Origin of the sequence: Acetobacter tropicalis (assembly GCF_001580915.1) — a bacterium.
Classification (GTDB): Bacteria; Pseudomonadota; Alphaproteobacteria; order Acetobacterales; family Acetobacteraceae; genus Acetobacter; species Acetobacter tropicalis.
In genome coordinates this window covers 1-8,548 of record NZ_LHZQ01000140.1, presented here as the reverse complement: position 1 = coordinate 8,548, position 8,548 = coordinate 1, and the positions used below count along the sequence as shown (strand labels likewise).

The window sequence follows — 8,548 nt, the reverse complement described above, 5'->3', positions numbered from 1 at the left end:
TTTCGACGTATCCATGCCAATACGGATCAACTGGGACATGATGGTTTCCTCCACTGGACACTCAGCTCTTCAGTATCCTCTCAGGACCGCTGCGAGCCGTCCACACCATCAGTTCTCAGTGAAAATCAACACTCTGGGCTCGCCTCAAGGAGTGGCGCGCTGTCGCAACCAGATACGAAAAAACAGCAACGTCCTTCCTCGCGGTCATCCATATCGCTGCCGCTGCAGACTGGATCAAGCCCTAACAGGCCCTAGTGTATCAACAATAAATTGCCTGAACCAAACTCGGCCGTTATCCGTCGATAAAGATTTATTCCAGAAACTGCGGACGTAAATTTCTGGGAACTGATAAGGTATTTTTAAAATAGAAAAATTTCCATCAACATTAAAGATACGACAAAGACTTTTTGGAAAAATAACAGCCAAATCGGTAGACTTAACAATTTCTGGAGCACTCATTAGATTACTGACTGTCACAGAGATTTGGGGACGAATATCTAATTCAGAAAAAAAGCGGTCAATGTGCCCAATTCCGGGTGTATTGCGCTCTCCATATACGTAGCGAATATCGTGTAACATTTCTAAGGAACATATATCGACGCCTTTTTGCAATAAAGGATGGTTATTTCGGAGCACGATGACAAACTCGTCTTCCGTTAGAAGGTCGCTATAAAAATCATCGACAATAGAGGGGTTGTAGCCGATATAGCATTCAATTTCACCACGTCTTAACTCGTATGATACATCCTCTGTATTAGGAGAAGATACAGAAATAGTTATTCTATATTTATTTTTTTCTATACTTTTTATTAATCTTGGGAGGTAGTATAACTCGGAAGCTAGAGTCATAGCAATTCTAAATGTTCTGGAAGATAGCTTTGGATCGAATTGCTGATCACTTTGAAAAGCTGTTTGAAGTAATTCTAGGGCATTTTTAATTGGCCCACATAATTCGATCGCTTTTTTGGTCGGTTGCATGCCAAAATCTTTTCTTACAAATAATAGATCTGAGGTCTCATCTCGTAACCGTCGCAATGCATGGCTGACGGCAGGCTGGCTTAATCCCAAGGCTTGCCCAGCCCGTGTTATGCTTCTGTACTCCCATAATGCATTGAAAATGCGTAAAAGATTTAAGTCTAGATTTCGGAAATTAGTTTTATGCATAGTGTGTATTCTCACTTCAGATTTGATTCAGATCACTCAATTTTATATCATTACGAATAGAGAACGTCGGATAAATTATTCATCATAGTTTGTTTTTGGGAGGAAAAGTGGTGGTAGCCATATTGGAAACGAAACAAAATGAAAAACGTACAAGATCAAGGAAGCACAAGAATTAAAGATTATCAATATTAAATTAAAAATAAATTTATAATCTCTTCTTTTTGCTTATTTGGCAAGCACTATTCTATTAAAAACAATGTAAACATACTTGCCAGTATTTTTGGATGGAATGGTGTTACAAGTTTCACAGAGGAGAGTGTAGATGTCTATAACATTAGATTGCGAACAAGGGAATTATATTTCCAATTTTAAAAAAAAGCAAATAACTTGGATTTGTTGGTCTGCTCTTCTTGCAGAGGGTTATGATAACGGAATTGTTGGTTCAGTTTTACCATTTATAAAAGAAGACAAGTCATTTATATTGTCAAAATATAGTCTTGCTCTTATTTCAAGTAGTTCAATGCTTGGAATGTTATTTGGCGGAATTTTTTTTGGCTTATTAGGTGATAAATATAACAAAAAAACAATTTTCATAATTTGTTTCATTCTTTTTTCTGTTGCTATGGGTGCGGGGGGGGTGGCGCCTGGAGTTGAATGGCTCTTCATAAGCCGTTTAATTGGGGGTGGCGCTGTGGCTGGTATTGTTCCACTGGCTTCGACTATCACAAATATGGTTTCGGAAAAAAACAAAGAAAATAAAACATTTGGTCTTATGTACTCTGGCTATGTTTTCGGAATCTTTATATCAACCATATTTGTAATTTTATTCGGAAAGATCATAAGCTGGCGGTATTTCGTATGGGGTAGTTTTGTGCCGCTTCTGATATTGCCAATCTATATATGTTTACTTCCAAATTTTCCGCGTGGATCAAATAACGATAGACAATTTAATATATTAATAAATAAAAAATATATAAATATAAAATCAAAGGCTGGATTTTATCTAGTATATATATTCGGGATGCTTGTCGCGTATGGATTGTCCATGTGGTTACCGATCATTATGCGTAATTCCGGGATGACGAAAGAGTTTAGTGTTTTGTTTCTTTCTATTTATTCGTTGTCGTCAGCGTTGGGTGCTGTAGTGATTGGTATAATAGCTGATTATATTTCTCCTCGTCTTGTTATATGTTTTGGATTTATTTTTGGAAGTATTGGACTGATATTTCTGGGTATATCGTCATCGTATTTATCATTGTGCATTTCATGTGCTTTGGCAGGATCTGGAACAATGGCTGTCTCTATACTTGTGACTTCGTACGTTGCCTCCTATTTCGGCAGCCGGACTAGTTCCTCCATGATTGGCTCTTGTATTTCCATCTCGCGTCTCGGTGCGATGGCGGGACCATTTTTAAGTTCTGAATTGATTGTCTGGGGGTTTGACAAATCAATGCAATTTTCAACTTATGCTGTTTTTTCCTTGCTCGCTGCATTTTCAATACTGCTTGTTTCTGAAAACAAGACCTGACCGTCAAGGAGCACAGTATGGCAATTCTGACGAAATATCGTTTGTTATCAGGAATATAAATTATTCCATATCTTCGTCCAGTCGTTCCATCTAAAGGCAATGAGATCACTATGAACATTACACAAAAAATGCAGGTCACAATATCTCTGATGTTTTCTGGCCATCGGCAAAAAAAAAGAAGAGTCGGGTTGTCTATGTTATTGATGAGTTCAAGCATATATTTGCTATCAACGGTTTCCTATGCGGCGCCTGCGGTAAAGAACCCATCAAATTTAAAAAGAAAGAAAATAGAAAATAAAATAAATAGCGTAAAGGGAAAGGAAGAAGAAATTGACGTAAGAAGTATTAGCCGTGTTCAGATTCTGCAGAAAACGCCTAAATCTGTTTCTTCCTATTCGGCTCGTCAATTGATGGAGCTGGGTGTTCAAAACACAAAAGATCTTATTGGGATTACTCCAGGCTTGTCGCTGGCAACGAGTTCTCTCTCGCCCACGGGTGAATCTCAGCAAATTGTTATCCGTGGCGTTGGTAATAATGCTCAGTTAGAGCCTGGAACAGGGACCTATGTAGATGGCATTTATATGCCAGCTATTAGTTTCGATATGGGATTTCTTGATCCTAAAAATGTTGAGATTATTAAAGGTCCAGAGAATACAGGGTTCAGTCGAAATTCTGAAGCCGGTGTTGTCAGCATTACGACTCAAGACCCTGACGAGCATTTTCATGCCAAATTGGGAGGGGGATATAGTAGCTATAATACCGCAAAAACTCAAGCCTATATTAGTGGTCAGATTATGCCACATATTTATGCTTCTGTTCTTGCGTACTATGGCAGATCAGATGGGTATTTTGATAATACTGGTGTATCTAAGAAATTAGTGAATTCGTATGTTAATAATCCGAATATCCTTAGAGATTATGGGAGCCATATTCATCTTAATAAATATACGGGTGTTCAGCAGAGTGGTGGCTTTCGTTCTGTTATCAGATTTAAACCTACAGATCGGTTAGATATTAAAATTATTGGTGATTATCATAGAGACAATGGTGAACAAGGAGGAGGAGGGCCTCTGGATCAATGTCATTGTTACAAAATTAACGGTGATTTGGCCTATCAGTCTGACAGCGCAGATTATGGCGTTGGCATTAATGCAAAGTATCGTACGAATTATGGAACGGTTACCTCCATAACATCATGGCGGGAAGCCTATTCTGATGTGCCAATCGATTTTGTTGGAAATAAAAAATATAAAGACAATTTACAGGTTTTGTACGAAGAGCAGCAGTCTAAGATACAGACTGTACGTTTTGATTCTATTACGGTCCGCCGTGTTCATTTTGGTGTGGGTGTTTCTGGCTATAAAGACAGAGAATATAGTAACCGTTTTTATAGCTTAAGTGATTTGACCGACGGAACTGGTCTTGCGACACCGTATAATGGCATGGTTAATTCACAAATTGTTGCTCTGAGACGTACCGGCGTGGCAGGCTTCGGCCATGTTGGATATGAAGTTATTCCGCATCTGCATCTTGATGCTGGTTTGCGTTATACTTGGGAGCATGTCGACGCATCAGGCCTCGAGCATTTTGTTGTTCCAAAGAACTCAGCAAACCCCGTGGCCTTCACTGGGGAAAGATTTGGCTGGCCTGATGGCTCCACGCCTGCAACGAGTGCAAAAGGCTGGCAGGAAGCTAGCCCATCCTTTTCAGCACGCTATGATTTTCGTAATTTAGGGTCGGTATATTTTTCATTTGCTCAGGGATTCAAGTCAGGGAGCTACCAAAAGGCACCAGTCTACCCATCAGATGTGACGTCCATCGCTCCGGAAACGGTTACAAACTATGAAATGGGAGGAAAATTTAACTTCGGTAAGAAAGTAAGGCTTGATTTTGCCGGTTATGATATCGAAATGAAAAATCAACAGGTTCAATCGACTGTTATTCGAGGTGGAATTATTTCACACTCTATTACGAATGCGGCGGCCAGTCGTATTACCGGATTTGAAACAGCGCTAACTGTAACGCCCTTTAAGAATTTTGTTGTTACAGGGAGTGCATCGTATAATGCTTCAAAATTTTTGAGTTATGTCATTTATCCAGGTGGTGGTTTGGCGCCCGTTGTAAGGACAGGTTCTTCTTTACCGAGCACTCCAGATTGGCAGGCGAGTATCAATGGTGCGTATACAATACCGCTTTCGGATGTGCAAAAGCTTACCTTTAGTTCCGATTTTCGCTGGGTGGACTCGAGCTATACGGGGTCTAACTCAACGTCCAGTGACCCGATTCTTCATATTCCTTCATGGAACCGTCTGGATTTTAGAATTACGTATGAAGATCCTAAGTGGAGAGCTTCTTTTTATGTCAACAATGCACTGAATAAATACATAATATATTCAAAATTCAATTCTTTTTTCGTGCAACCATCTGGTAGTTTTGTCCATGACATCGTGGGAGCACCGATGATGACGGGCTTCGAATTGGCAAAGTCATTTTGAGTTCTCAATGCATATAATACTCAAGGGGAATACCAATATGGAACATTCAAAGATGGGACGTGCTTCGGCTTTGGACGGAGCGTGGTGACACATGATGTATAGTTTCTTGATTTATACAGTTTAAATTCAGTATTTGATTGAAGGGACGACAGATGCAGGATCTTCTAGACCCTAGAAGTCTCGTGAGCGCGGACTATGCTGACGGGTCTATTTATAGCAACCCCGCTCTATATGACATGGAAATGGACCGTATTTTCATGCATAACTGGATCTGGGTTGCGCATCGAAGTGACTTGCCCGAGCCGGGTAATTTCATCACGACCTTTGTCGGGCCGCATCCAGTTATTGTCTCGCGGGACCGCAAGGGGGATGTGCATGTCCTGCTCAACCGCTGCCGTCACCGTGGCGCGACAGTGTGCGAGCATAAGAGCGGCAAGGGCGCAAGCTTTGTCTGCCCGTATCACGGCTGGGCCTATGGTCTTGATGGGGCATTGCGGGGGGTTCCGCATCAGGAGGGCTATTCTGGCCAACTGGACAAGGCAGAATATCCGCTCGTCTCACTGCGTGTCGAGGAGTATAACGGGCTGATCTTCGCGACATTTGATCAAAGCATCATGTCTCTGGATGCGTGGCTGGGACGCGCCAAGCCATGGATTGATCTGTTCATGAAGCAGGGCGCTGGCTGGCCGGTCAAAACGATGGGTGAACACAGGTTCACGTTTCCGGGTAACTGGAAAATCCAGCTCGAAAATACGACAGATGCTTATCATTTCCCGATCGTTCATAAATCATTTCTGGATGCAGTGGACGAAGAAACGCAGAATACGTTTGATTTTGTCGGGGGTGAAGGGTTTGTAGAAGATCTTGGTCATGGACATTCCGTGATGGTGATGATCCCAGATCTTGTGGATCTAGAAGACAATCTGGACGCGCCTGTTCCCGACAGGTTCCTTGAACTGGCGGAAGAACTGTCCAAGGATTACCCGCCGGAAAAAGTGCGCCAGATTGTCCGGGCTGTTGGCGGAACGGGCTTTAATCTCAACCTGTTTCCCAATCTGGCCTGTTCCATGGCTTTTTTCCGCGTGCTGCGTCCGTTGAGTGTGAATGAAACGGAAATTCGGCATATTGCGATTGGTATGGACGGTGGCCCGGAATGCGCGAACGAAGCCCGGCTGCGTTTGCATGAGCTTTTTCAGGGGCCGATGGGTTTTGGTACGCCTGATGATGCTGAGGCGTGGGACCGTGTGCAGCGTGGCTCTCTTGCCGGGCGTGATATTGCCATTCTTCTCAACCGAGGACTGGGCCATGAAGCAAAACGTGAGGATGGCAATCTATTCAGCGATGTGAGTGCCGAGACTGGCATGCGGGCGGCATACCGACAGTGGCTTGCAGCCATGACGGATGAGGCAGCAGCAGCGGAGATAGGCGTATGACAATCACGCTGAACGAGGCGATCGAACTGATCACGCTTGAAGCGGATATGCTCGATCACGGTGAATTCCGTGAGTGGCTGAAGCTCTATACAGAGGATGGCCTCTACGCGGTGCCGATAGATCCTGATGCAAAGGTTGAGGATCTTGAGAAAATCCTTAATTATGCTTACGACAATGCGGAAATGCGTGAAAAGCGCGTGGAGCGGCTTCTTGGGGGACGGTCCATTTCGGCTGCGCCGCCCGCCCGAACTGTCCGGCTTTTGTCCCGTTATCGGATGCTGGAAACCGGAACCGGAAGCTGCACGCTGCGCTGTGCCCAGTTTCTGACAGAACTGCGACAGGGTAGAGAACGTTATTATGCAGCCAACGTGACATTCCGCCTTAAAAAAATGGAAGAGCGGTTTTGTATTGATCAGAAGATTGTACGGTTGCTGACCTCCACTGAGGCACTGACTGCTGTGAGTTATATCCTGTGAGGTCCGTTGTGCGTGTTGTGGACCGCGCTAGAGCGCGTGTGGTCTTGAGCGCTGGTGCCAGCATCGACATCAATAGTAGGTTGTGCATTCAATGAATGCGCAGGTGGAAACTGGAGGCACGACCGGAGGCACGATTGATGTCAGGGTGGCCGCTGTCGAGCAGCTTGGCGCCGTTCTGTCCTTCGATCTTGTGCCGCTTACAGGCGTTCTGCCATCATGGGACGCTGGCGCGCACGTGGATCTGTTTCTGGGGGATGGCCTGATCCGGCAGTATTCGCTGTGCGGTGATCCAGGCGATCGCTCCTGTTATCGTCTGGCTGTGCTGCGTGATCCGGCATCGCGAGGGGGATCCCAGGCGGTGCATGATCTTGTTCGGGTGGGCGAGATCATGAAAATTGGCGCGCCACGCAATCTTTTTCCTCTGGATAAGACTGCGGTTCATTCTGTTCTGATCGGCGGCGGAATTGGCGTGACCCCGCTGATCGCGATGGCTTACGCACTGCATGATCAGGGGCAGTCCTTTACGCTGCATTATGTGGCGCGTGATCCGGTTTTCATGCCGTTCCTGCAACATGCTCCTTTCGCGCAGGCTGTGGTGGTGCATGATCGGGGGCGTGCCGATGGGCCCCGTTTTGATCCTGCCGCTGTTCTTGCAGGTAGCCTGAAGCCGACGACACGTGTTTATACCTGTGGCCCGCTCGGGCTGATGGACGCTGTTTTTGAAGCGGGTCTTGCTGTTGGTTACACGAAAAATCAGCTTCACCGGGAAGCGTTTTCCGCCCAGCCGGTTGCCGGGGGACACGCATTTGAAGTTCTGGCTGCAAAATCCGGCGTGCGGGTTCAGGTCGGGCCGGATGATACCATTGCCCGAGCTTTGAGCAAGGCCGGTGTGAAAGTCACTCTGAGTTGTGAGCAGGGCATTTGTGGTACCTGCGTGGTAAGTGTGCTGGAAGGTGAGCCGGAGCATCGTGACGAGTATCTGACGGAGGAGGAGCGAACGGATCAGATTGCTCTGTGCTGTTCGCGGTCACGCTCACCCCTGCTGGTGGTCGATATCTGATGGTTGGTGTCCCAAAAAATAGATGTTGTAGGATGTCCTTATGGCATAGAGACAATGCATGACAACATTGACGTCCGATGCGTTTCGGCACGCCATGTCCCATTTTGCTACCGGTGTCGCGGTTGTGACAGCGCGGGGGGAGGACGGCGAACAGGGTGCTACGATCAGCGCCCTGAGTTCTGTCTCTCTTGATCCGCTGATGCTTCTGATCTGCCTGAACCGGAAGAGCTCCACCTGCCGGGCTATTGAACAGAGCGGACGCTTTGGCGTGAGTATTCTCCGGCAATCACAGGGAGCCGTTGCCCTGCATTTTGCGGGTCCTGCCAAGGACAAGCAGTTTGATGATTATTGTGTACGCCAAGAGGACGGATTGTTCTTCGTGTGTGATGCGC

General features: G+C 45.5%; 7 protein-coding genes and 1 pseudogene. 7 read left to right on the top strand and 1 reads right to left on the bottom strand.

Annotated elements, in window-relative coordinates:
• Nucleotides 1-131 precede the first annotated feature (131 nt).
• A pseudogene (locus AD944_RS16150) lies at nucleotides 132-245 on the top strand (transposase); the annotation flags it as partial.
• Here the strand turns inward: AD944_RS16150 and AD944_RS16145 are convergent.
• The gene (locus tag AD944_RS16145; RefSeq protein WP_082741300.1) at nucleotides 235-1,164 is read right to left on the bottom strand and encodes a LysR family transcriptional regulator; all 930 of its coding nucleotides are present in this window, start codon (nucleotides 1,162-1,164) and stop codon (nucleotides 235-237) included. The pseudogene AD944_RS16150 and the gene AD944_RS16145 overlap by 11 nt on opposite strands.
• A 322-nt stretch (nucleotides 1,165-1,486) precedes the next feature.
• Between AD944_RS16145 and AD944_RS16140 the strand changes: the two genes are divergently transcribed.
• The 6 genes from AD944_RS16140 to AD944_RS01790 all read left to right on the top strand — a co-directional run.
• On the top strand, nucleotides 1,487-2,692 hold the full coding sequence (locus tag AD944_RS16140; RefSeq protein WP_082784180.1) for an MFS transporter: 1,206 nt from the start codon (nucleotides 1,487-1,489) through the stop codon (nucleotides 2,690-2,692).
• A gap of 110 nt (nucleotides 2,693-2,802) precedes the next feature.
• Nucleotides 2,803-5,187, top strand: coding sequence for a TonB-dependent receptor (locus tag AD944_RS01810; RefSeq protein WP_082741125.1), 2,385 nt, complete (start codon nucleotides 2,803-2,805; stop codon nucleotides 5,185-5,187).
• A gap of 152 nt (nucleotides 5,188-5,339) precedes the next feature.
• Nucleotides 5,340-6,620 carry an aromatic ring-hydroxylating oxygenase subunit alpha gene (locus tag AD944_RS01805; RefSeq protein ID WP_045541312.1) on the top strand — a complete coding sequence of 427 codons (1,281 nt, stop codon included), beginning with the start codon at nucleotides 5,340-5,342 and terminating at the stop codon, nucleotides 6,618-6,620.
• Nucleotides 6,617-7,096, top strand: coding sequence for an aromatic-ring-hydroxylating dioxygenase subunit beta (locus tag AD944_RS01800; protein WP_045541313.1), 480 nt, complete (start codon nucleotides 6,617-6,619; stop codon nucleotides 7,094-7,096). The genes AD944_RS01805 and AD944_RS01800 overlap by 4 nt, the downstream gene beginning before the upstream one ends.
• Before the next feature lie 91 nt (nucleotides 7,097-7,187).
• Nucleotides 7,188-8,156 (top strand): PDR/VanB family oxidoreductase, encoded by a 969-nt coding sequence (locus AD944_RS01795; protein ID WP_045541314.1) that lies wholly within the window; start codon nucleotides 7,188-7,190, stop codon nucleotides 8,154-8,156.
• A gap of 58 nt (nucleotides 8,157-8,214) precedes the next feature.
• Nucleotides 8,215-8,548 (top strand): flavin reductase family protein (locus AD944_RS01790; protein WP_156477238.1); only part of this gene is annotated, 334 nt, incomplete at its 3' end.

Excerpts from the sequence above, each read along its gene's own strand:
- AD944_RS01810 (WP_082741125.1), top strand. The coding sequence starts at position 2,803 with ATGAACATTACACAAAAAATGCAGGTCACAATATCTCTGATGTTTTCT.
- AD944_RS16140 (WP_082784180.1), top strand. The coding sequence starts at position 1,487 with ATGTCTATAACATTAGATTGCGAACAAGGGAATTATATTTCCAATTTT.
- AD944_RS01800 (WP_045541313.1), top strand. The coding sequence starts at position 6,617 with ATGACAATCACGCTGAACGAGGCGATCGAACTGATCACGCTTGAAGCG.
- AD944_RS01805 (WP_045541312.1), top strand. The coding sequence starts at position 5,340 with ATGCAGGATCTTCTAGACCCTAGAAGTCTCGTGAGCGCGGACTATGCT.
- AD944_RS01795 (WP_045541314.1), top strand. The coding sequence starts at position 7,188 with ATGAATGCGCAGGTGGAAACTGGAGGCACGACCGGAGGCACGATTGAT.
- AD944_RS16145 (WP_082741300.1), bottom strand. The coding sequence starts at position 1,164 with ATGCATAAAACTAATTTCCGAAATCTAGACTTAAATCTTTTACGCATT.